We start from the raw sequence: 22,418 nt of genomic DNA on the forward strand, positions 1-22,418 counted from the left end.
CGAACGAAGCGCCTTGAGTTTTCCCTGATGTTCTGGTCCGATTAAGTATTTGGTAGATGACGTCCCCCCTTTGTAGGCTTGCCTCCGCAGGGATGTGATAAAATCACATCCGATCATGTTGTCACGTCACGTTTTGATGCAAAGATAAGGGAATTCTTCAAGGTGTTCTTTCCGATTTGATCCAGGTCCTTTTAGCGGTTGTCGCGAGTAAATCATGGCCGATAATTCAAAGAAAAATGCTCTGCTTTACACCAAACTTCAAAGGCCCCCCGTTGCGCCCGATATTGTGCGGAGAAGCCGTTTGCTTTCTCTGCTGGAAGAGGGGCGACAGCGCCCTTTGACCTTAATATCGGCACCGGCCGGTTACGGAAAGAGTACCCTGGCCAGTCGCTGGGCTGCAGCCTGCGACTGGCGGGTCGCGTGGCTTTCGTTAGACGGGGAGGATGATGACCTTCGCCAGTTTCTTACTTATTTCCTTGCTGCTGTTCAAGAGGCGTTTCCGGAGTATCGTTTCAATACCGAAGTCCTTCTTGATGCCGGACAGCTTCCTTCCGGCACCGTCCTTGCCCGATACCTTCTGAACGATTTTAATGGGCTGCCCGAACCCTTGGGGCTTGTGCTTGATGACTACCATTACATTACGGAGCCATTGATCCATGAAGTGGTATCAGCCCTGCTGAAGCATCCGGCCAGGCCTTTGTCTCTTGTGGTTTTGTCGCGGAGCGAGCCTCCGCTACCCGTCGCCACCATGCGGGGACGCGGGCTTGTCACGGAGATCGGGGCGTCGGATCTGCGGTTGACCATGGCCGAAGCAGCCGCCTTTATGGAGCGTCTTCTCTCCGCTGGGGTGGATGAAAGCACTGTCTCCATTCTCGAAGCCAAAACCGAAGGCTGGGCTGCGGGGTTGCGTCTGGCCGGGCTCTATCTGGATGGCCGAAGTAAGCCCAGGGAGGATGCACAGAAACTGGGCGGCGGTACGTTACATATTGCCAAATACCTTCTTGCCGAGGTGGTTTCAAATCTTGACTCGGACACGATTTTCTATCTTCATGAAACCGCGATACTGGATCGGTTTTGCGCACCCCTTTGCTGGTACATGCATCAGCAGCGCTTTACCTCTCAAGGGAGAGAAAACGCAGAAGCTTTTATCGAAGGCCTCGTGGAAAATAATCTCTTTACCCTGGCTCTGGACGGGGAGGGATACTGGTTCCGATACCACCATCTCTTTCGTGATTTTCTGAACGGGATGCTCGAAAAAGATGTGTCCAGTGAAGAAATCTTCGCATTGCACCGGGCTGCGGGAAACTGGTTTGCCGAAAACAACCTTTTGGAAGAGGCCGTTCACCACCTGCTGGCATCCGGAGACATTTCCGGGGCCGTGGCGCTGGTGGTGGGCAAACGTCACGACTTGCTCAACAGCTCCCAGATAATCCGACTGGATCGCTTGCTGGGCATGCTGCCTGAGAGCGCCTGTGCGAAAGATCCGCTGGTTGCCACCACAAGGGCATTCATTTGCATTGAGCAGGGGAATTATGCAGGAGCCCAGGGTTGGATGGACGAGGCGGAAGACAGGCTGGAAGGTCACTTGCAGGGCTTGGGTGCCCATATCGAATTGACGAGCGAGGTACGCGTGCTTCACAACCTGATGGGGCTTTTTACAGCCTCGGCGGACAGAAGTCGGTTCTACGCCCGTGATGCCTTTGGGGAGTTACCAGCGCAGGCCATATTTATAAAGGCATATGAGGTGGGGATATCGGCTTGCTTTTACCAGATGCGGAGAGAACAAAGGCAAGTCGATTTTGTGATTAAAGAGGCCTTGGCCAATCCAAAGTGGCCAGCCAATATACAGGCACGGATCTATTTTCATCTTTGCATAGCGCTCTACATGAACGGGGACCTGCCGGGTGTCATGCGAACCGTGTCTGCGTGCCGGCGATTTGTCGGGGACGCCTCATTCCATCACACCAGGGCCTATGCACATTACTTTCAGGGAGTGGCCTCATATCTGCAAAACGACCTCAAGGAGGCGGAAACAGACCTGTTAAACGTTCTGGATGCACGCCACACGGCCAATGCCTCCTATGTGGCTGAGGCCGGTTTTATCCTTTCATGCATTTACCTCTCGGGTGGCGATGAGACGGCCGCCCAACTGGTTCGTGAGCAGATTATTACGCATTGCCGCCGGAATGGTCATGAACGGATAGCATCCATTGCTTTAGGGTTTGAAGCGGAGACCGAGGTTAGACAGGGAAACCTGGAAAAGGCCCGACGAATCAGTGCCCACACAGATTTTAACGGGCGCCCACCCTTGTGGTTTTTTTACGTTCCTCAGCTTACACCCATCAAATGCCTTATGGCCGAAGCCACCCAGGAGAGCCTGGATCAGGCATATACCCGACTCAGGGAACTGGAAGGTCGGATGCACAGCATCAATCGGGTCAACGTATACATCGAGGTTTCAGCGCTTTTAGCTCTTGTCTGCCACATGCAAGGGGATGGTGTTGCTGCCAAGGGGTACATGACGGTTGCTCTGGACCTGGCGGAACCCGGGGGATGGATTCGAAGTTTTGTGGATTTGGGACCTTCCATGACGGCTCTGTTGACATGCTTTGTAAGCGATCACAACGAGCATTTCTTTGGGCAACAGGTTCTGGCGGCCTGTCTGGAATCGGGGACCGTGGGGGAGGCATCGGCCAGGAGTTCGGCGATAAGGAAGCAGGCCTTTGTCCAAGGCCCTGTCAATTTGCTCACGCAACGCGAAACCGAAATCGTTCCGTTACTGGCCGAGGGAATGAGCAACAAAGAGATCGCCGAGATATTGAATGTCTCTGAGGGTACCGTCAAGACTCACCTGAAGAACATATTTAGAAAACTGGGGGCAAACAGCCGCATCGACGCACTGAACAGAGCTCGGGAATTGGGTCTGTTTATCGTAACATGAAGGTCCTCAGTTCATCTGGTGCGTCGCATATGCTGCCTCTGAACTACTTACTTTTTATTAGGATTCGATGGATCTACCCCGAATGGGGGAAACGGACCTGGGCAAAATACCCCATTCGGGGAATTTTCATGGCAGCGCAATGCTGTCTATGTTGTTGGTATTGTCTCCACTGCCAAAGGAAACCTGGTTGTCACCAATTCTCGATAACGAACTGTCGCTGATTGACGACTGGCACCCTGTGGATACCAGGGCGAAAGCTGTAAGGGTCATAAGAGCTTTTAATGCGGGCGTTTTCATTGTTGGTTTCCTTTCGCTTCAAAAGAATCAGGCTTTCTTGGCGTCATTGACGCTTGGGTTGATAAGTCGATCGGTCCACACAGGAATCTCCCCCACAGAAGCAAAAAAAATTTGACGACTGACATGTTGATGAAATCCCGGAGCTGGATTCATGTGAACCCGGCTCCGGGATGAGGACGTTTTTCAAAAGGCGCAGGCTAATCCTTTCCCGGATTTCAGGCGAGGTGCTGTTGAATTCGAACTCATCACCGAAAAAGGTGGCGTATGTTCGGATGCATAAAGGCCGGAAAACCGTGTTTACGAATTATCCATTGCCTGTTGTATTGTCCTCCGGTCAGCTCTCTGGGTCATTGTAATGCACAGTGTCCATAGTGAGTGAAATACGGGCATGCCTTATACTTTTGTCGAAGTGGTTCGTGTTATTGTATGATTTTGTGTAGAAGTAGTTAATCCCCTGGTGACCATAATAGTCTATAACTGCGGTTCGGGTCTCGTCGGCTTTGGCGTACCAGACGCATTCGGAATCGGGTTTGAGGAGCTGGGTGGAAAGGGACGGCCAGCCTCGGACCCGCTCCCCGTTGGGGAAATTAAAATAGAAAAATTTGGCCATGTCACTGTTCCAGTACTCTTCATCAAACAGGTTTAGGGCGTTGATCTCGGTGTCGCCCCCCACGATGTTGGCATTGTGATAGAAGATGATACCGTTGTCTCCTCTGGATTCTGTTAACGTTCTGAAGTCCTTGGATTCTTTGGTGTGGCTTGCGTTCTGGCCGTAGGAGAAGCTGAGGCTTCCTTCGGGCCCTTCGGGGCCGCCGCCCCCCGTGAAACCGATATCCCAACTGTAACCGGCACTGATGGTGACGCTATTCGCCTGATTGATGGGAACATAGTCCTGGATGAACCCTAACGCGTCGTCAACAGGGTTGAATTCGACGGCTGTCACGGATTGTGCCCAGCCCCTGTGTTTATGGTCGTTGCGGATCATCTGTTCTCCACCAGGCACAGGATCGAATCCGAATCCTCCCACCACCGTGTTGAGTATCTTGACCTTGGCTGGTTCGTCGGCTGCGAGCAGCTTGAAGGTAGTCGAGTACCTGAAACGAAGTTTTTGTGTCTTGTTTTGTTGTTCTTCAGACGGATCATTTTTGACGTTGTTGATCCAGTCACTTTCCCAGATGTGGGACCATTTACGGTTGTCCGGAATGTCGCTTTGCTGGAAAGGATCATTTTGCAATGTCTCGAGCTTTCGGTTCACGGATTCCATGTCACCAAGGTCCTCAACAAGGCGAGTCTCGAGCCTGTCGTCCGTGATTTCTGTTGTGGTGGCTGTCGGAAGGGGAGACTCCTGTTGTATCGCTTCCTCCTCGCCGTTGCCTCGTTGGTCCTCCGGGATTTCAGTTTGAACCACTCCACATTCTTTACTTGTTGCGGATGGATCCATGTAGGACACGGAGTAGAAGAATCGGCCTTTTCCCTGGACAATAAGTGCCGCTTCAACTTTTTCTGCGCCACAGCCGGTCAGCTCCGTGAGAAGCTGGGCTGTGGGGCTTTCAATGATGATGGGAACGCCCCTTTCAAGTGCATTTGCCACACGGTTGTCCTGGGTTACTTGGGATTCACCGAAAGACTCGGTATCGATGAACAAAAGGTTGTGGCCGTCGACCTGAGACGTCCGGGGGGGGGCGTTTTGACGAATTCACCAGAGACGCTGTTGTTTTTTTCAAGGGCGTCTCGGAGGGCGGAATGCTTGTTGCTCAAGATAACCAGGTTACGATTCATGACTTTTGACTCCTTTCACGTTATGGTGTTGATGAATTATCGCCCCGGATCAGGCATCGGGATTGATGGACCTAACCCTTAAAGCGAATGGGGCCTGTAGAAATCGTTGAATAATGAATTAAGGTGTGTTCTCTTTTTTTGAGACTTGAGTTCTAAAACGTTTGATTTTGTTTTCAGGTGCCTTTTATCTACTGGGCTGTATGAACCGCTTATGTCTTTTTCGCAAAAGGATAACGTAATTAACTTTCTGGAGGGCGATCAGAGGTGTTTGGTTCTCTTTTAACTCAGAGTCATTGATGGGTAAATCCCCCAAAAGGGAGGTTTTTTAGAATTTTTTCTACCTATTTGGGGGTAGGTTGTGCTGCAGTGGCTTGAAAATTAAAAATTTTTGTCTTGAATGGGTGGGGGGCGAAACGGAAATTTACTTTTCTATTAGCTCTTTACAAATAGATAAAAGATTTCTGGGTATGGCAAACTGAATTGCAGCGATGCAATAGAGATTCAGGTTTCCATGCCAAAGCCAAAAGGATTGTTAGTGTTGTGGAGTCTATCTCTTGGGGAGTGGTTTTTGCCTGCCGACGATAAAGTTGATAACGTATCGTGTATGAATAATTTATGTCTTTTTGAGTTTTTAGACTAAGCTACGGGATGGGTAATTCCCCCGAAAGGGGGAATGTTTGTGTATCTTCCACTTTTGGGGGAAAGAGCTTCTATCTATTCAGAAAAACGTTGTTTTTGGGGCGGGTAGGATCAGGTAGAGAAATGCGAATATAAACCAGCAAACTAGGGGACGGACAGTCTCTTTATCCATCAAGCTGCTTTCTTATTTTTTGAAGCAGGTTCCCCATCATGATGGGCTTTTGGATGTAATCTGCGATACCGGATTCCTGTAAATATTCAACAGACAGTGGCTCGATGTCACCGGAACACAAAATCACAGGGAGCTTCGGGCGACAGCGGAGGATTTCCCGGGTGAGTTCAGAACCCCTCATGCCCGGCATGGTCATGTCCGTAAGGATCAGGTCAACAGTATCCGGAGCATCCTGAAAGAATTCGATTGCTTTTGCTGCATCGGTAAATGCCTTGACCGTATAGCCATGTCGAGACAAAATCTGGGACAGACTCTCTGTGATTTTGATCTCATCATCGACAACAAGTATCGTTTCATCACCTCCGGTGATCGGCTCTCGGCTGATATCTTTCGGTGCGGAGCTGATGTCATGTTTCAAAACAGGCAGGTATACCCTAAAGGTCGTTCCTTTTCCTGGAAGGCTTTGGGCATGGATATGTCCCTTGTGGTCCTTTACAATTCCATGGACAACAGACAACCCAAGGCCTGTTCCTTTTCCTCTCTCCTTTGTCGTGAAATAAGGGTCGAAAATTTTTTCTATGATTTCCGGGTCAATTCCACAGCCGGTGTCGCTTACTTCAAGAAGAATGTAGTCGCCAGGTTTTGAGGGCGATTGAGCTGCACCCGTTTCGTTGTCCCTGATGTGGGTATCTGTCAGGGCTACGCGCAGGGTCCCTCCGTTTTTTTCCATGGCATGATAGGCATTTGTGCAGAGGTTCATGATGATCTGGTGAATCTGGGTCGGGTCTGCATGGATGGTGCTTTTTGAGGCAAGGACGCTTTCGATTTTGATTGTCGAAGGAAGGGCGGGCCTCAGCAGCGTGATTGTCTCTTTAACAATATGAAGAGGTTGCAGCGTCTGCTGTTTTGATTCTGACCTGCGACTGAACGTAAGGATCTGGCTGATGAGCTCTTTGGCTCTGAGCCCCCCTTTTGAGATTTGGTCCAAGGCGTCTTTTATTTTGTCGGGCTTGTCGAGGTAAAGCCTTGCCAGATCGGTATACCCAAAGATGATGGTAAGGATATTGTTGAAGTCATGGGCAATGCCTCCTGCCAGGGTCCCGATGGCTTCAATTTTCTGGGCGTGGGAAAGGCTGGCTTCCAGTTGGCGACGCTGGGTGATGTCCGTGCCGATGCATAAAATTTCATGGAAATGGCCTTGATGATCGTTTATGGCTCGGTTGCTCCACTGAATGGATACGGTTCTGCCGTCTTTGCAGATATTTTCATTTTCCATGAATTCATAATCTTCCGGAAGTTTGAAGGTTTTCTTATCTGCAGTGATGAAATGGTATGATTGCGCAGTTTCCGGGGAGAGAATCATGTCCAGTATGTTTCGGCCATAGATCTCGTCTCTGGTATATCCAAAGAGGTCCAGGCCGAACCGGTTGAGGAAAAGGACCCGGCCGCTTTTATCCATTCTGAGGATAATGCTGTTGGCATTCTCCACCAGATCTTTGTATTGTTTCTTTTGAGAACGTAACTCACGGGTTTTCTTCTTTACCTTGTTGTTAAGCGCTCGGCTTAGAGCCGCCAGCAGGGCTGAAATAATGATAATGGCTCCCACGGTATTGGTGAGCCAGCGTGGGATGACGGTTTTTTCATACGCAGCGTTTGCTCCCATCCAATAGAAAAGCCGCTCGTGGTAGTAGGAGTTGTAAACTTGTTTCCACCGATGCAGGTACGTATCAATGACTGTGAGCTTGTCACCATGGAACCCTTTCTTTGAAGCAAAAAAGAGAGAAAAAGGGGAAAATTGGATTGAGCTTGCAACCAATTTGAAATCTCGAGCATGTCTGAGGCCGAAGTGTTGCGAGGTCACTCCGGCTGCAACCGTACCTGCCTGGACCGCACGGAAGACATCTTCACGTGTGGGCATGATCACAATGTTGCAGTGGACCCCCATGGACTCCGTGGTTCTGATGAAGTTATGTCCATTCATGTCATTCTCTTCAACGGCGACATGCAACCCCTCCAGGTCCTGGATGCTTTCGATGGAAGTGCCCGGTTTTAAAAAGATCTGCCCCCATTCGTCAAAGACGGATTCATGATTGAAATCCATGGTCCGCTGACGTTTTTCTGAAAAGCCGATGTGGGCGATGAGATCTATCTCTTCCCGCTGCAACTGTTCTAACCCCTCTGACCAACTGCTGGAGGTAAACGTTACCTTCCAGTGTTCCTTTGACGCAATTTTGTTTATCAGGTCCGGATAGATACCCAGGGCCTCGCCGTCAGGGCCGGTAAAACAGAAAGGGGGGGTGTTGTAAATACCAACCCGGAGGGTGGGAGAAGGCTCTAGGCCACTTACAGCCTGAAAATTGGTAACATAGAGGATCAAAATGGCGCAGACAATTGAATATGTGTATTTCATGATTCTTGCTTTGTGTTCATCGGCGATGGACGCGGTGATGTTGAGTCTATGGCTCTCTGCGTGAATGTATCGAATAATTATCGCTGATGTTAATTTTTTAATTTCGACAGATTCGACAGAGAGGTTTTCCGGTAAGTTTCTATCACGATCGATCTTGTACCCCTATCAATCAAGGCGGATGACAATATACCCTGTTCGGTATCAAGTCAATGCATACTGGTGTAAAATGTAAGCCCCTTAAAACAGGCATGGGACGAAAATGGTGTATCCAATTATCAGTTTTTATCATTGTTGTTCAACTGCATGATTATAAAGGTTAATGGTTGATGCCAATCCATGTCAGGTAATTATAATGAAACAGGCTCGTTGCGATGGCCTGGGTTGCCTTTTTTGATTTTTTTTTCGGATCAATTCAATTTCAACATGTTTAAGCATTTGCAGGGACGCATTATCGATTTTGCACAATCGTTATCCCATGGAAGATCCGGGGGTAGAAGAAGGCTCCGTGTGCTGATTTCCAATGAGCCTGCCTTGCCCAACTCCACTTGGTTCCGGGGTATCATAAAGGCCAGGTTTTCAGGGGTTCCTTTTATAGGGCCCTGTGATGTTGCCCCTCGGGTTTTCCCGGTTGGGGATGACCCCGTAGTCGTAGTGGAAGTTGATAGCGCTAAACAAGATAGACTCAGATGGGTAAAGATGATGGTGATTCAGTTAAAACGCTGCATTCGTGTCTCCATGTCTGCGGTGATCCAGAGTCTGTGAGGACTCATATCCAAAAGGTGTTGTCTTTCTGGTGTGAAGGTTTTTTGAGCTGAAGAAAGCAAAATTGATGCCATAGGAGTACTGAAAAGGGGGGTATTCCGAAGACAGAGCAATGGCGGCTGCTTTGATAAAATGCGATGATAATGAATTACTTTTTCGTTGATAAATGATTTGTTTTTCGGCTGTTCAATTCCTATAAAACGAACTTTTTTTTATTTTTCAGTATGGCGTGATCGTAGAATAAAGGTTCAGCTCGTGGATTCTAAAGTAGTCCGTCATACCGGAAAGAGAAAAGGTCGAAAAAACGGACCGGTATTTTCTGATAGATTTCGAGATATCGTCTGTGACTTAATCTGTTGTGTTGGTATTATGACTGAATAGTGTTGAGATTCGCTATTGGGTATGGACATGGACATGGACAAAAAAGAAAAAAAGGGGACAGGCTCTTGAAGGGAGGGCGTTGCTATGATGTGCCCGGACTATTCGATTTGGGTGTGGAGGGCGCCTCGACGCGGCTCAGGGCATTCCTTGAACTCCAGATTATGCCTGGTCGTATATGATACGAGGGCAAATCGAAGGAGGCCTCACTCCGGAACTTCAGGCTCCGATTTATTATCCCAGGCGCCCACGGTACATCCCGGAGCGCAGTCCATTAATCCCTCATAGCAAGAGCCTGTCCCCCCCTACTGCTACTACTATTTGAGTCTGCCTTTACAATTTTTCAAAAATAGGGCACTCAATTGAGAGTTCCCAAGACTAATAGATTTTACCGTTTAAACGAAGGACTCGGAGATAACATTGAAAATTAATTTTACAAAAAAAGAATACAGACAGCTTCTTGATCTTGTTTATATTGCCAATTGGGTAATGAATGCTCGAAACATAGAAAAAGACACAAAAACAGAAAAATACGATGAACTTGTTCAAAAAGTATATTCGTTTGCCGGTGAGTTTAAATTTTCCGATTTAATTGAATTTAATAAACAGCTTGAAGGGTATTACCCAACAAATAAATATGAAATGGATGGGGATGTCCACCAATTCATCGATGAGTACGATGATGAGTGTTTTTGGGAATCATTATATCAGGAACTCGGTAAGCGTGATTTCATTGAAGAGGTTGGCATGGCAGAGGCAGAAAAAATGGAACCGATTGATCGATTTACAGCAATCAATGAACGCGCTGATAAATACTCACGTGAATTCGAAAAAAACGGGATTAAAAATCTTAAGATCATCTAACTGTGCCGTATGACCCCAAAGGGTTTTGTGGATTCAAAGGTGATAGACGGTTTTTGTTTGGGGCGTCTGGCCGGTTGCTACTTCAGCACCATAAGGACCAAGGAATGAAACCAATACATATCAAGGAATTCGTCCCCCAAGAGCGGGCCGAAGAGAAAATCAAATTGCTGCCGGTGTTCCTTGAGATCTGGAATGCCCCGGAAAATCTGCCCTGTTTGTCTCCGGCCCTGCTTCCCTTTGAATCGGAGATGGTGAGTATGTGGCTTGCTAACCATAAGGATCAAGGGGGGAGGTATTTTTGCGCACTGAACGATCAGGGCGAGATTCTCGGGGTGTTAGTGGCCAAGGTCAGCCCGTTGGAGGGGTTCGAAATCTATGGTGTCGGGGTATTTCCGCATCGCAAAGGTGAGGGAATCGGGCGCAGATTGGTTGAATACGCCGTTCAGGTTGCAAGGTCACTCCATTTCAAGGCTCTTCGGGCACTGGTGTTTGCCGATAACACGGTCATGCTGTGCCTGTTGCTCACGTCGGGCTTTGTGCCCACCGGCATGCATTATCATGTGAGAGCGGATGGTGCCGATGCGGTTGTTCTCACAACGTATGTTTAGCCCTGGCTTTCGAGGACCCATCATATCAACGAACAGGCACCGGTCCTTCCTGCCTGGGGATGGGCAACAGGCGAATGGTGAACTTTATGGACGGCGTGTTTTGAGGGCATTGCCTGTTCGTCACGAATAGGAATCTATCCGAGCCAAGACGAATTATACCCGGTTCATGAAGTCATTGGGGCCATGAATCGTGTGCCCATACCCACCTTTCATTGGCTGATCAGCCTTTCAAGTAAGGCAATTATCTGATTTGTTATCAAGGTCGTAATCACAAGAAGGAATTAGGTATGAGTGGGGTTGGAATTGTTCATTACACGAAAAATGATGAACCGGGGACATTAGTCGCTGAATGGTGCCATTCAGAATATGGGAACGGTACAGGCGTTGCAACCGGAGGCCCGTCCAAAGGGTTTGAGGGCCATTACCGCATCATTTATTATGACGATCAGGGGAACCTGCAAGCTGAGCGCGAACTGGACATTAAAAAAAGTGGCGCTCAGTATCAGGTCTCCTGGCTGAATAACGGGGACGTGAGCGCTGTAGGCATTGGCATTGAGACCTCAGGCGGTCTATCTGTGGGGTACCGGGATTAGCAGCACGCTTTGGTTGATCACCGACCCCTTGGCTTCATTATGCATTGGCCGTGTTCTATGGATTCATATTATTTACCCGAGGCCTAATGCTCCGGCCTACTGTACGATGGCCTATTACGTCGAAGCAGGAGATACCACCACATGAATTATCATGACCTGTTGATGAATCGAAGATCCGTCAGGGACTATGAAGACCGGCCCGTTCCACACGAACTTATTGAGTCGATGATCCGGGAGAGCACCCTCGCGCCCAGTGCGGGCAACGGGCAGCCCTGGGAGTTTATTGTGGTCCACAGAAAGGAGATGCTCAGGCGTATATCCGATGAGAGCAAAAAAAACATTTTAAGCCGCATCGCCGCCAACCCGGATGACTATGCCGGGAAATATCAGACGATGCTTGAGAATGACGCCTTCAATGTGTTTTACAACGCCCCCTGCCTTGTGATGGTCCTGGGACGATCCGGATTGAAGAATCTGCATGTGGACTGCGCCCTGGCCGCAAGTTATTTCATGATGGCGGCTACCCGCCGGGGCCTTGGGACATGCTGGGTCAATCTGGGTACCGAGATCAAGGCCCCGGATATGATCAGGGACCTGGGCATACCGGAAGACAGCCAAATCGTCGCTCCCATCATTATCGGTTATCCGACATCCATTCCTTCGGCTCCCAGGCGCAACGAACCCAACATCATTAAGGTTATTGTTTAGCCCGGATACTTCATGGGAAAACGCCGGTTCTGCGATAACAGGTAATTAACTATTAACTAACTGGGGACAGGCTCTTTTTTTTCTGTTGCACGGACTGCAACAGACGGTATGGAAACACAAAAAGGACGGTTGCGTATGAAACGTGTGTATGTGCTTGTGTTTGACGGGTATGCGGACTGGGAACTCGGGAACGTCCTTGCTGAAGTTCGGCGGTTGGGCAAGGCCGAGGTGGTGAGCGTGGGGTTTACCGACGACATCGTTGTCTCCATGGGGGGATTGCGGGTGATCCCGGATATGTCCCTCTCCCGGGTTGAGCCGGGTGATGTCTCCCTGTTCATCTTGCCGGGTGGCTACCTGTGGGAGCAGGGGTATCCCACGGATGAACTGGAGCCGTTTCTCAAGGGGTTGGAGGCGTCCGGCATACCCCTTGCCGCCATCTGTGCGGCCACCACGGTTCTGGCACGAGCCGGGATTCTGCGGGGGCGGCGTCATACCAGCAATTCGCCTGCGTACCTTGAGAAAATGGTCCCAGAGCACATCGAACCCGGGTTCTATGTGGAGACCCTTGCCGTACGGGACAGGCAGGTGATCACCGCAAGCGGGCTGGGCGCCGTGGAATTTACGGTGCAGGTATTGGAAGAGCTTGAGTTGTCGACACCGGAGACAAGGAAGATCTGGTTTGATGCTTTCAAGGAGGGAAATTTCCCCGACGATTTTGCCCACGACATGTAACCTTGTAAACACAAGGTCGCCGACAGGGCAGGCCATGGACGAAAACAATTTTTTCAGGGAAGGGTACCGTGGATTTGCCCGGCTTGATGTGACGCAACATCCTGCATTTTGTGATGAAAAACTATTGACATCCCCAGGGGATGAAATTATGGTGAACGGTAATAACTAGTTATTGTGCGTTTGTGGAGCGACCCGACAGGATGTTGGCCCATCCTGCCAGGCCTAACCAAAACAACCTTCAAAGGAGGTCGTCATGGCTAAGCGGTTTTTTACACCACCCCCCAATCCATTTCAAGTCGTATTTTCCTCATCATGCCCCACATTAAACCCTTTGACCACACCGGGTTGTCGCGTTACGCGGCCTGTGGGCGTATCTGCGCCTGATTAACGGAGGGGAAGACGCTTCTTCGGAACTCTGCGCGATCTCTCTATGCCCAGTCAACAGTGGCGATGCACCGGGGTTCTCCTTTCTGATCTCACCGAAGATGCGTTTTCTCATCCCTGGATACCTGAGCCTGCTCCCTTTCGTTTGGGGCATGGCCACCCTTACATAAAAAATTCGTCGGATTCACTGATTTGACTTCATTGCCGGCTCCCTGTGGCAGGATTGTTGTCGTCACGGGTGTGACATTGCATTGGCAGCAATGCACGCGACGCGTGAAAACGGCGTCGATTTGTTCAGGCATTTATCAAAACAAACGGTACGGGTGGGCGCCCTGTGGCCGTCACGTACCGAATAGGGAGTCCCGTCATGACATTACCCGAGACACAAACCACCCCCGGAATGTTTTCCGGTGCAGAAGTGTCCGAGCTCTGCGACGCCATCAAAGACATCCATCGCCTTCTGATCTCCGTGGGCGGGTTTTACTCCGAGCTGGACGGTGCCGAAGACCCGGGGGGCAACGGCCTTCAGATTGATTTTAAAAAGTGGGGCATCCGAACCATCACCGAAGACCTCCTCTCCCGCCAGTACCGGATGATCGATCGGATCGTTGAAATTTACAAGGCAGAGCAGGAGAGGATGAAAACATCGGGCAGGGTGCGTCATCGCGTATAGCACGTGGGAGCAAGGCCAAATCCTGGGCTCCGTGCAGGGGGCTGCGCGCTTTGTCTTACGGGCAACTCTGTGCGGTAAAACCCAGAATGGGTATCTGTTTTATGCGGTACATCAACGACCGTATGGGCGAAGCCGTCTTGTGTTTTCATGCTGAGTATGGTCTCATCCCAGGTTCAGACGTGACCACCACGGCCGGAGACGGCTATCGGACGTTTTTCCTCCGCCGAGGGGGTGTGTATTTTTACTTTCAGTAAGGACACCCATGAATCCCCGTACCATTTATCCCATGCCCCAGGACCCTCACACCTGTTTACTGAAAAATACAATCAAGAACAGCCATATAATTGTTGGGGATTATACCTACTACCATGATATGGTCGATCCGTTGAAATTTGAATCGTCCAATGTGCTGTACCATTACCCGGTCAACAACGATAAGCTGATCATCGGAAACTACTGCTCCATCGCATCCGGAGCGACGTTTCTGTTCAACGGCGGCAATCATAAAGCAGAGAGCTTTGTGAACTATCCCTTTGCGATATTCCGAGATATGTGGGAGCAGGATGTTGCCGTTCATGACTCCTGGGACAACAAGGGCGATATTGTCGTCGGCAACGATGTCTGGATCGGGTATGAAGCCGTCATCATGGCAGGTGTAACCATCGGAGACGGCGCACGAATCGGCACAAGGGCCGTTGTTACAAAAGATGTCGAGCCCTATGAAGTCGTGGGGGGCGTACCGGCAAGGCACATCTCCATGCGGTTTGAACCGGATGTCATAGAGCTTTTGCTTCGGCTGGCATGGTGGGATCTTGACATCGACACCTTAAAGCCACTTATCCCTGTGCTCATGAAGGCTGACAGGGCGGCGTTGAAGCAGCTTGTTCACCGGCTCTGCCCAGAGGACTGACGTGATGGTTGAGATTGTGCCATATGAAAATTGCTATCTGTCCGGAATCGTGGACATGATCCTTTCTATCCAACGCGACGAATTTCAGATCGACATAACCCTGGATGATCAGCCCGATTTACTCGATATCCCAGCGTTTTACCAAAAAGGTTCAGGGAATTTCTGGATGGCATTGAAGGGCTCGGAGGTCATTGGGACCGTTTCTCTGCTTGATATCGGTGGGGGGAAGGCTGCCTTGCGGAAAATGTTTGTTAAGCAATCCTTTCGGGGTGCGCAGCGCGGTGTTGCAGGGTGTTTGCTAAAGACCCTTTTGACCTGGAGTGCGTCCATCGGCATAAGTGACGTGTACCTTGGAACGACGACGGCGTTTTTAGCCGCCCACCGGTTCTACGAAAAAAACGGCTTCCTGGAGATTCTGGAAACGGAGCTGCCTCCATCGTTTCCTAAAATGTCCGTGGATACGAAATTTTACAGGCAGATGATCAAACCGAGCTATGTTTTGCCGAAAAGGGCGGATCTCGAAGGGAAAAAATGATACCCATGAACTCATTGACGGACTTTATCCTGGAACTTGATGCCTTAAAGCTCGTAAACCGGCGCACCTATATCGCCGGTGGTGAGCGCCTTGAAAATTCAGCGGAACACTCCTGGCATCTGGCCATGGCATGCTGGCTCTTTGCCACCCATTTGAAGCGGGATGTGTCCATGGAAAAACTCATCAAGCTTGCCCTCATCCATGATCTGGGTGAGATCGATCCGGGGGATACGTTTTTATACGACACAGCGCGCTCTTCAGCCCCAGCCCGGGAACGCGAATGCGTAACGAGGCTGGCGGGCCATAAAGGAAACGCAATCCGGGACCTTTCGGCGCTGTGGGATGAGCAGGAGCTCGGGCAGTCCGGGGAGGCTGCCCTGTTGAAGGTGGTGGATCGGTTGCTTCCTTTTTTGCATAACCTCACAAGCCGGGGGCAGGCGTGGAAGGATCACGGGATTTCCAAAAGCCAGGTTTTGGAAGCGCACGCGTTTATTGAAAATGCAGAACCGGATATCTACGCATGGTTCCTTGAAAATCTGGAAACAGCCGTGAGTAATGGCTGGCTGAAAAATACCTGATACGGATTTCGTGAGGAAGAGTATATTTCGGGCAGGCAATGCAATGGTTTTTTATTGCTTCTTTTTTTTGGATTGAGTAGAACGTATTGTTTGAATTTTGTTTATCTTTACGAAAAACACAAAGGCCTTTTTGCTATGCCCACTGCCCTGAAGTCGAAACAATTCAAGGAACCCTGGTACTCTGCCTATTATTTTCTGAAACAGGATATTGATATCCAGTGCCCTGAATGCGGCGGGCACGCCGTTTCTTCGGGCACGTCCGAATATCTGCTGCCCTGGTATCCAACGAACACGCGGGTGGTCTGTACCAAGTGCCGGTACACGAAAAAATCTTCGAGTTTTTCCTGGTCGGGCCCTGTGAAAGGGTTCGGGCGACGTCCCTGCGGGGCGTGTGGCCACAAATGGGTGAACGCCCGGGTTTGCTGCGATGCGCCGCCGGCAAAACCCTTCAACACGGTGGAGGCCCGCTGCCCGGTATGCGATAAACCCAATGTGGTCGATATCTCATGGTCCATTGATTTTTTCAGCGGCAGGCCCCTGGACCCGTATAACGGGGAACGGCTCTGGTATGTTGATTCTGTCAAAGGCAATGAGATATGGGCTTACAATACAGCCCATTTGACGTACCTGAGAGAGTATATCTCTTCGTCCCTGAGGGAACGGGGGGAGCATGCCGGTAAATATTCGATCATTACCAACCTGCCTGGGTGGATGAAGACAAAAAAGAACCGGGATGATGTGCTGAAGGCGCTGGACAGGTTGATGAAAAAGTAGGGTGAACAGGGCGGGTAAACGGTTCGCCTTTTTTGTCTCGCCTTGTTTGAGTTTACCCTGTCCCGGATATTTTATGGGCAAACGATCAAGCCAAAGCAATATAGCGCTATTACACGTGGTTGATCTGAAAATACAAGCTGTGATTCGAAGTTTTCTGTTTGATTTTTTCACCCTTCGGGCGAGACGCGTGTACCCATCTTCTGCGTTATCCGAACGTTGAGGTAAGCCACGACATCTGCATCTCTGATACCTTGAACATGGATGCACTCAACTCGTGAAATATCCGGTGTCGCTTTTTTGCTTCTGTTTTTCTACGTTTTTCCTGCGCCTCCCCATGCCGATTCTGCATGGGATAATTGAGTAAAAAACAATCTTGCGTTGTATGGCTGATATGGGTAGTATATTGCCGATAAATGAACGTCGTTCCGGTAAAGTAAACAAGGTATTGTTGCTGGCTGTCGCGGGGGGGGAGAGGCATGCACGAATCCGATTTTACTCATAACGGCCCTCTTTGTTTTGTCGCGAGAAGGGGGCTGGGCCACTTTTGGTCACTCTTTCGTGCAATACGGTCATGTCGGCATGCCATGGCGCCGGTTAGCTTCCCAAGGAGTGCGCCGCACCATGATCGAACGGATTCTTGAAAACAGGCTCTGCGTTTTGGCCCTTGCCTTGATGGGGGACTCGTCAGCGATTCTCCTGCTTGCCGTTTTACTCGGGGGGGGGCACGGGAGATGTGTACAAGGGCTATCTGGAAACGCCCAACTGGTTCCTCTTTCCTTTGTTCTGGATTCCGGCGGTGTATCTTTACGGGACGACCTGGAGTCAATTATACTCGTCGATTCGCGAATTCGGTCTGGAGCGGTGGAACCAGACGTTGAACATGATCTACTGGCCCTTTCTCCGGCCCTTGTCATTCCCATTGTCTCTAAGGCCTCTCAAGGGGAAAGCGGGGCAGGGGACACGGGGCAGAAAATGATCCAATGGCTGGTGCCGTTGCTGTTTATATCGCCCATGCTCTTTACCATCATCGTCAGGCAGAAGAAGGTCATGAAACTCTGGGCGATTATTCGTCAGGAAGAAGACAGGGATAAGGTTGAGGCGTACCACAAGCAGCTGCTCTGGCCCCTGGACAGGAACTGGGCGTCCAAGCTCGGCATCATCATCGCCTTTTCCCTGTTAATTTTTCTTGTGGGAGACATGTTGACGGAGATCGGCGTCGACAAACTGATAAAGTAGCATTCTGAAATCCGGCAGAAATAAGGTACGACAATCTGAGATCTCTTACCACTGACTATTAAGGAGAGGGTATGAACGAACTTGTCTATCCGCGCGAACGCTTCCTTGGAACACTCACACTGATACTGGGTATCCTGGTGTGGGGGGGCTTGGTCATCGGCACCTTCGGCGTCGCGCTCATAGCGCTGCTTGTGGGTTTTGTGGTTTACCTTTTTGCTCAATCAGCCCTCATCGCCTATATCAAGGGCAACGGCATCGAGTTGTCCGAGAACCAGTTCCCGGATATTTATGCCCAGTTTACCTATTGCTGCGATCTCCTGAAATTCAATGAATACCCGAAAGCCTACGTCTTAAACGGCAACGGCAGTCTTAACGCCTTTGCCACTAGGTTTCTGGGGGCACATTTTGTGGTGCTCTTTTCCGATGTCGTGGATGCCATGGCGGCCCATGACGACGGCGTCAAATTTTACATCGGCCATGAACTCGGACACATCCGGATGAAACACCTGAGCGGGTTGATGCTTCGCTGGCCGGTTCTCTGGCTTCCCCTCATCGGCGCGGCCTACTCACGGGCCCGGGAGACCACCTGTGACCGTCACGGCCTGGCCTGCTGCAAGACTCCCCAGGGCGCGGGGCGGGCCCTGGCCGCCCTGTCCGCGGGGGCCGAGCGCTGGAAGAACATTGATATCCCGGCTTACCTCCGGCAGAACCAGCAGACGTCGAGTTTCTGGATGTCCTTTCATGAGCTTATTTCCGGGTATCCCTGGGTCACAAAACGTGTCGCCCGCGTGGTCTCGCCCGAAGCCAAGGAGCCGCCGCGAAATGCCTTTGCTTACCTGTTTGCTGCATTTCTGCCCTACTCAGGGCGCATGGGCTCCGGGTTCGGGCTGGTTATCCTGATTTATATCGTGGTCTCGATTTCCGCCGTGGCCATTCCACAGTTCTCCAGCTATCAGGTCAAGGCCCACACGACCTCCGTGATGCACGAAACCCAGTCGGTCCGCGATGCCATGGCAGCGTACTATTCGGCAACGGAGGAGATTCCCACCCTGGAGGATATCGCGGCACCCGAGGTCCTGTCGGACGGCAGCAGCCTTGCGGTGGACTCCTCCAACATGACCCTGACCGTGAGTCTGGAGGAGGGAGATCTCCTGTTCGTTCCCTCCAAGGACGACGAGGGGCATATCTTATGGGAGTGCGCCCCGGGCGAGGGCTTGTTGCCCAATCAGGTGCCTGCGTACTGCCCGTAACTGTGCAGCCGTGTAACGGCTCAGGGTAAAACAGCCACCGGCGCCTATGACCGGGCGGCCCGGATTCCTGAGGACCTGCCCGTCGGGCGATGCCGTCGTCCCTTTATCGCGTCTTAACCCGGATATTTCATGGAAAAACAGACCGGTTGAGATAATGATGAATTATTACAAAATGTTATTGTGATAAAATTAGGCATTTCAAAAACACAAAATGTAATCCGCGGCTTCCTGCTCGATTTTCTCACCCTTCGGGCGAGCCGAGTACACCCATCTTCTGCGTTATCAGAGTCTTGAGGTAAACGACTACATCTGCAACTCTGATGCCTTGACTATGGGTGCACTCGACTCGTGAAATAGCCGGGTTAAGGAGAGCGTTTATGCGTACCTTTTCACGCCATGCAAAAGAGGCACAGGAATCGGGGCCGGTTCTGGCTTCAACCAGGCCGCGCGGACATTCTGGCCCGGGTCGGGGCATGGGATCGGTCCACAGCCTGCAGCGGGCCGTGGGGAACAACGGCATGCAGCAATGGGTGCAACGTGGAGGGGAGACGATGCCCCTGCCCACGGTGACCGTCGGAGGCCCCGGTGGGGAGAAGGCTGAGGAGGAGGCCCATCGTGTGGCCCGGCAGGTGACATCCATGCCGTCATCGGGACCCCATGGGCGGGCCCTGGACGGGACACCGGATATCTCTCCAGCGGGTCCATCCCTGGGGGTGTTGGGCCTTAACACCCCGGGGCGTCCCCTGGAGCCTTCCACCCGGGCTTTTATGGAGCCCCGTTTCGGCCGGGATTTTTCTGGGGTTCGGGTCCACGGGGATTCCGAATCCGCCCACATGGCATCGGCCCTTCACGCCCGGGCGTTTGCCTTCGGGAATCACATCGTGCTGGGGGAGGGGATGCCCTCGGCGGCGTCCGATGAAGGCAGGCAGGTAATGGCCCATGAGCTGACCCATGTGGTGCAGCAGAAGGGTGCTGCCCCGGTCATTGCACGCCTCAGCCCCAAGGATTGCGCCACGAACTGCGGCAAACCGGACCCTGTCAAGCGTCCGGCCACGGGGAAGTATTCCATTACCGCCTTTGCGGATAAAGAGGGGAGCCTTTTCCTGCTCCCCCTGACCCACAAGGTGGGGCACTCCTGGATTCGGCTGGAAGATGACAAGGGGAACTCCTGGACCTACGGGTTCTGGCCCCAGAGCGGGTACAATGCGTCCAACGTCACCGCTGATGTCAAAGGCTGCGTGCATCATCCCGATACAAGTCATACACCCACGGCTTCCCAGCGTTTTGTCATCACCGCCGCCCAGTTTGCCGCCGCCATGAAAGTGGCACGGAAAACCTGCCGCGACAAACCCAGTTACAACCTCTTCGGTCTGCAGTGCACCACCTTTGTCAAGCGTGTCATGGCCGCCGCAGGGCAGGGGGCTTTCGGTGGTTTCGGCCTGATCTGGGACAGTCCCAACGCCCTGAACACCTGGATACGCACCCACGCGTTGCAGCTGGGCACCAGTGTTACGGGGGGAACCTCGGCCCCCGGCAAATCCGGAGCCGGGACCTTCGGCCTGGATCTTTCGTATCGCCATCAGTTTTACTCTCTTCTGGGCACCAAGCTGCGATTGTACGGCCTGGGCCGAGCCGAGGTGAGCAAGCCGGTGACCTCCTTCACCGCCGGTGCCGGTATAGAACTCAACCCGCAGAAGGTCTGGCTGCCGACGCCTTTTCTTGAAGCCGGGGGGATTTTTGGGGATCTGAACCCGGAGCCGGGCCAGTCCGACATCGGGGCGGGGGCCACGGGGTCGGCCGGTCTGCGCTTTAACCTGGACGAGGTGGGGTATGTGGGCGTTGAGTACAATGTGGTGAAGGACTTTGCCCGCGACGATCCGACCCTGCATCGGTTCATGGTGACCGCAGGGTTTCGGCTTTTTTAAATGACAGCCCATGGAGAGCCTCACTGCAGGCCGTGTCGTACGCATGTTGCGCTTGACTATCCCTGCTTGTGGGCTTAGGAAGAGTTTTGCCGCCGGCAGCCAAGTTAAAGATGCCTCCGGCGGCTCAACTTTTAAGAAGTTGTAACTATTCAGCTCAAACAAGCCTCCGGCGGACCTGCCGGGGGCCAAACTTTTAAAAAAGTTTGACAAACAGGTCTTAAGCAAGCCTTTCCAGGCTCCGCCGAAATAATTTCCACTTTTTCGCGTTAGAAACGTTTTTTGCGGAGCTTTTTTCCCAAAAAGCGACCCGCCGGAGGCAAGCTGAGTCGTTACAAAAAGTTTAATAAACAGGTTTGGAAAAAATAAGTTAAATAGAAAGCTCGTTTGCCGGTATGAATTTAACAGTAGCCTTTTTTTACATGCATTAGGTGAATGTAAGCCATGGGATATTCCATAGAACTGTACTTTGATCCGGACTTTGAGGCGACTATCCGGCGGGCATGGGATGCCCTTGCTGCATCCGGGGTGCCCTCCGTTCTCCAGCAAATCGGCGGTCGGCCCCACCTGAGCCTGGCGGTCCTCGCCTCCATCGATGAGACGATGATCCTTGATTTAGTGGAAACGTATTCGAAGGATTTTATCCAATTTCCCATCACATTTCCCGCCATCTCCCTGATCCCCGGGGAGCAGCACACCGTGATTCTTTCCCCGGTTCCGACCCGGTCCCTCCTTGAAATGCAGCAGGCGCTTTACAGGCTTCTGGACGCTTGCGGGCATCCTCCCTTTGGGCGGTATGCACCGGAACGATGGCTTCCCCACTGCACCCTTTCCAAAGAACTCTCCGGCCCGGACGCCATGAAGACCATGGCGTTGTGTCGCCAAAGCCTCGTCACCGGGGCTGCTGAGGTCCGTGAGGTGGGTGTGATCGAGTTCAGGCCGAGGCGAGAGCTCGGTACCTTTTCGTTGCTGACCCCTTAAAGGGGCCACATCCTTCCCGGAATTCCAGATATTTCCGCAGGATGTCCCGGTGCGGGCTTCCTTTTGCGGGCTGCTGTTGTTTTTTACGGCAGCCCGGACATCGCCCTTTTCTGCGTCAGGGTTTGCGGATGATGGTGACGGGGAGGGGCGACAGACTTGACAATATAAGTCAGCGCCCGGCATCAGCGGTTGACTTTTTCATGTCAAGCCCTGTAAACCCAATTGAAGAAATGGTTCGGGTACGACACAGTTTCCTGCTGTGTGATGCCTGGCCGTTTTAAGTAGATGATTT

Annotated in this window: 16 protein-coding genes and 1 pseudogene; 15 read left to right on the plus strand and 2 right to left on the minus strand. The window is 51.5% G+C overall.

Annotated elements, in window-relative coordinates:
• Nucleotides 1-214: 214 nt before the first annotated feature.
• Nucleotides 215-2,941, plus strand: a complete 2,727-nt coding sequence (locus tag BLQ12_RS08375; protein ID WP_092210174.1) for a LuxR C-terminal-related transcriptional regulator — start codon at nt 215-217, stop codon at nt 2,939-2,941.
• A 631-nt stretch (nt 2,942-3,572) separates the two neighbouring features.
• On the opposite strand, the gene BLQ12_RS08385 is transcribed toward BLQ12_RS08375, so the two are convergent.
• Both BLQ12_RS08385 and BLQ12_RS08390 read right to left on the minus strand, forming a co-directional pair.
• Nucleotides 3,573-4,829, minus strand: a complete 1,257-nt coding sequence (locus tag BLQ12_RS08385; RefSeq protein WP_092210178.1) for a hypothetical protein — start codon at nt 4,827-4,829, stop codon at nt 3,573-3,575.
• Nucleotides 4,830-5,820: 991 nt separating this feature from the next.
• The gene (locus tag BLQ12_RS08390) at nt 5,821-8,238 is read right to left on the minus strand and encodes an ATP-binding protein (protein ID WP_092210180.1); all 2,418 of its coding nucleotides are present in this window, start codon (nt 8,236-8,238) and stop codon (nt 5,821-5,823) included.
• Nucleotides 8,239-9,798: 1,560 nt separating this feature from the next.
• On the opposite strand from BLQ12_RS08390, the gene BLQ12_RS08395 reads away from it, so the two are divergent.
• The 14 genes and pseudogenes from BLQ12_RS08395 to BLQ12_RS08465 all read left to right on the plus strand — a co-directional run bounded on the left by BLQ12_RS08395 (nt 9,799) and on the right by BLQ12_RS08465 (nt 22,126).
• Nucleotides 9,799-10,242, plus strand: coding sequence for a hypothetical protein (locus BLQ12_RS08395; protein ID WP_092210182.1), 444 nt, complete (start codon nt 9,799-9,801; stop codon nt 10,240-10,242).
• A gap of 104 nt (nt 10,243-10,346) precedes the next feature.
• Entirely contained in the window at nt 10,347-10,850 is a 504-nt protein-coding gene (locus BLQ12_RS08400; RefSeq protein ID WP_092210184.1) for a GNAT family N-acetyltransferase, read from the plus strand.
• A gap of 287 nt (nt 10,851-11,137) precedes the next feature.
• Nucleotides 11,138-11,443, plus strand: a complete 306-nt coding sequence (locus BLQ12_RS08405; RefSeq protein ID WP_092210186.1) for a hypothetical protein — start codon at nt 11,138-11,140, stop codon at nt 11,441-11,443.
• A 141-nt stretch (nt 11,444-11,584) separates the two neighbouring features.
• Complete coding sequence (locus BLQ12_RS08410) at nt 11,585-12,151, plus strand: nitroreductase family protein (RefSeq protein ID WP_092210188.1); 567 nt, start codon at nt 11,585-11,587, stop codon at nt 12,149-12,151.
• Between the two features lie 135 nt (nt 12,152-12,286).
• Complete coding sequence (locus tag BLQ12_RS08415; RefSeq protein WP_092210190.1) at nt 12,287-12,883, plus strand: DJ-1/PfpI family protein; 597 nt, start codon at nt 12,287-12,289, stop codon at nt 12,881-12,883.
• Nucleotides 12,884-13,634: 751 nt separating this feature from the next.
• Complete coding sequence (locus tag BLQ12_RS08420) at nt 13,635-13,940, plus strand: hypothetical protein (protein WP_092210192.1); 306 nt, start codon at nt 13,635-13,637, stop codon at nt 13,938-13,940.
• 595 nt (nt 13,941-14,535) lie between these two features.
• Nucleotides 14,536-14,755: pseudogene (locus tag BLQ12_RS28490) on the plus strand (CatB-related O-acetyltransferase); the annotation flags it as partial.
• Between the two features lie 99 nt (nt 14,756-14,854).
• The gene (locus tag BLQ12_RS08430) at nt 14,855-15,385 is read left to right on the plus strand and encodes a GNAT family N-acetyltransferase (RefSeq protein ID WP_092210196.1); all 531 of its coding nucleotides are present in this window, start codon (nt 14,855-14,857) and stop codon (nt 15,383-15,385) included.
• 5 nt (nt 15,386-15,390) lie between these two features.
• The gene (locus BLQ12_RS08435; protein WP_217640269.1) at nt 15,391-15,963 is read left to right on the plus strand and encodes an HD domain-containing protein; all 573 of its coding nucleotides are present in this window, start codon (nt 15,391-15,393) and stop codon (nt 15,961-15,963) included.
• A gap of 135 nt (nt 15,964-16,098) precedes the next feature.
• Nucleotides 16,099-16,737, plus strand: coding sequence for a hypothetical protein (locus BLQ12_RS08440; protein ID WP_139163912.1), 639 nt, complete (start codon nt 16,099-16,101; stop codon nt 16,735-16,737).
• An 861-nt stretch (nt 16,738-17,598) separates the two neighbouring features.
• Nucleotides 17,599-17,973, plus strand: a complete 375-nt coding sequence (locus BLQ12_RS26945; protein WP_139163913.1) for a hypothetical protein — start codon at nt 17,599-17,601, stop codon at nt 17,971-17,973.
• A 71-nt stretch (nt 17,974-18,044) separates the two neighbouring features.
• A complete protein-coding gene (locus BLQ12_RS08455) occupies nt 18,045-19,223 on the plus strand; it encodes a M48 family metallopeptidase (RefSeq protein WP_092210207.1) in 1,179 nt (392 codons plus the stop codon).
• Nucleotides 19,224-19,696: 473 nt separating this feature from the next.
• A complete protein-coding gene (locus tag BLQ12_RS08460; protein WP_175469591.1) occupies nt 19,697-21,148 on the plus strand; it encodes an eCIS core domain-containing protein in 1,452 nt (483 codons plus the stop codon).
• A 441-nt stretch (nt 21,149-21,589) separates the two neighbouring features.
• Nucleotides 21,590-22,126, plus strand: a complete 537-nt coding sequence (locus tag BLQ12_RS08465) for a 2'-5' RNA ligase family protein (RefSeq protein WP_092210211.1) — start codon at nt 21,590-21,592, stop codon at nt 22,124-22,126.
• The last annotated feature ends 292 nt before the right edge of the window (nt 22,127-22,418 follow it).

This window comes from Desulfoluna spongiiphila, assembly GCF_900101345.1.
In the GTDB taxonomy this organism is placed as follows: domain Bacteria; phylum Desulfobacterota; class Desulfobacteria; order Desulfobacterales; family Desulfolunaceae; genus Desulfoluna; species Desulfoluna spongiiphila.